1 protein-coding gene is annotated in these 1,206 nt (G+C 34.2%); it reads left to right on the top strand.

Annotated features, from left to right (window positions below; translation table 11 throughout):
* Window positions 1–309: 309 nt before the first annotated feature.
* Entirely contained in the window at window positions 310–1,185 is an 876-nt protein-coding gene (locus tag L1D46_RS20710; protein WP_130052366.1) for a DNA replication terminus site-binding protein, read from the top strand.
* Window positions 1,186–1,206: the final 21 nt, after the last annotated feature.

A 1,206-nucleotide genomic window follows, 5' to 3' on the forward strand; every position in this document is an offset into this window, starting at 1 on the left:
GATTAAAACCGAAGAGTTTAAACCATTTAAAACAGATAGTTATCACTATTCTTATGCGTTTACTCTTTACAACAAAGGAAGAACACATCTTACCATAAGTTAGTATCTATGTAACCTCAGCTTTACGCTAGACAAATACACTTTTCTAGCACTATATTGAAAAATAATAAAAGCGAGCTATAGAATACAATAAAGAACACATCATACTTTTTCGTGCTTCTAGTTAGGTCAGCTATATTCATAATGGAAACTTCAAATTATCAAAAGAAAAGGTTAAACTTGAAACATGAGTATGTAAGATGTGTTCTTATGAGTACAAAGCTAGAAATTCGCAGTCAGTTTGATTTGGTAAGTGAGCTAACCCATTTATTTTGTGAAGAATTAAAACAGATGGGGTTTTATAAAGCGTCATATTATCAGTTGCCAGATATAAATATTAACGATGAAAAACAAGTTCCTTCTAATATCCCTGTTAATAAATTTGAGGGAGAGGAAGCTCAAAAGCAAATTCTTAATTCTTTTGGGGACTTTTACAAGAAAACGGGGTTAAGTAGCCGTGTATTAAAAAGGCATCCTGGGTTGTTAGTACTAAAAGATGTCGATAAGCAGTTTATTACCGCACGAATAAATCAGTTAAATAAAGCTAAATCCGATTTTAAAAACTGTGTGTTAGCAATTGATAATAATGATGCACGCTTTGAAGCTGTTCACAACGCAGTGCCAAACCTTATTACTTTAGCTGCTTATCGTAAAATTCATTTTGAAACTGAGTCCCCCTACTCTGTTCGTTTTACCTGGATGCACAAACATGCAACAAAAACGCTTACAAAAAAAATGGCGTTAGCTATGTTAGAAAAGTCGGCAGGTTATTCAAATCCAAGAATGATCGACCAACATTCTTGGCAAGCACTTGTAGCACAAGAACAAAGTCGTGTTGCAAGTTTGGGTGATAAAGAAAAATTACGAATTCGCAGGCCTACAAGAGTAAGTCCACAAGTAAATGTAAGATACACAGCGCAAAACCGATATCATGTTAGTGCAGCTCTCCCATTTATTTTGATAAACCCAGAACCAGATGTAAAACTTGGTACATTATCAGATTACCAAAAACCGGAGAGTCATCCTCGGAAAAGAGAATATGATTTCTTAGTAGATAGACTTTACTTAGAACAAGTAACAGATTGATTATGTTAAAAAGGCCACATG

Source organism: Pseudoalteromonas sp. Isolate3, assembly GCF_022398505.1.
Classification (GTDB): Bacteria; Pseudomonadota; Gammaproteobacteria; order Enterobacterales; family Alteromonadaceae; genus Pseudoalteromonas; species Pseudoalteromonas apostichopi.

What these genes read in the sequence shown, in the direction of transcription:
- L1D46_RS20710 (WP_130052366.1), top strand. Translation starts at nt 310, where the DNA reads ATGAGTACAAAGCTAGAAATTCGCAGTCAGTTTGATTTGGTAAGTGAG.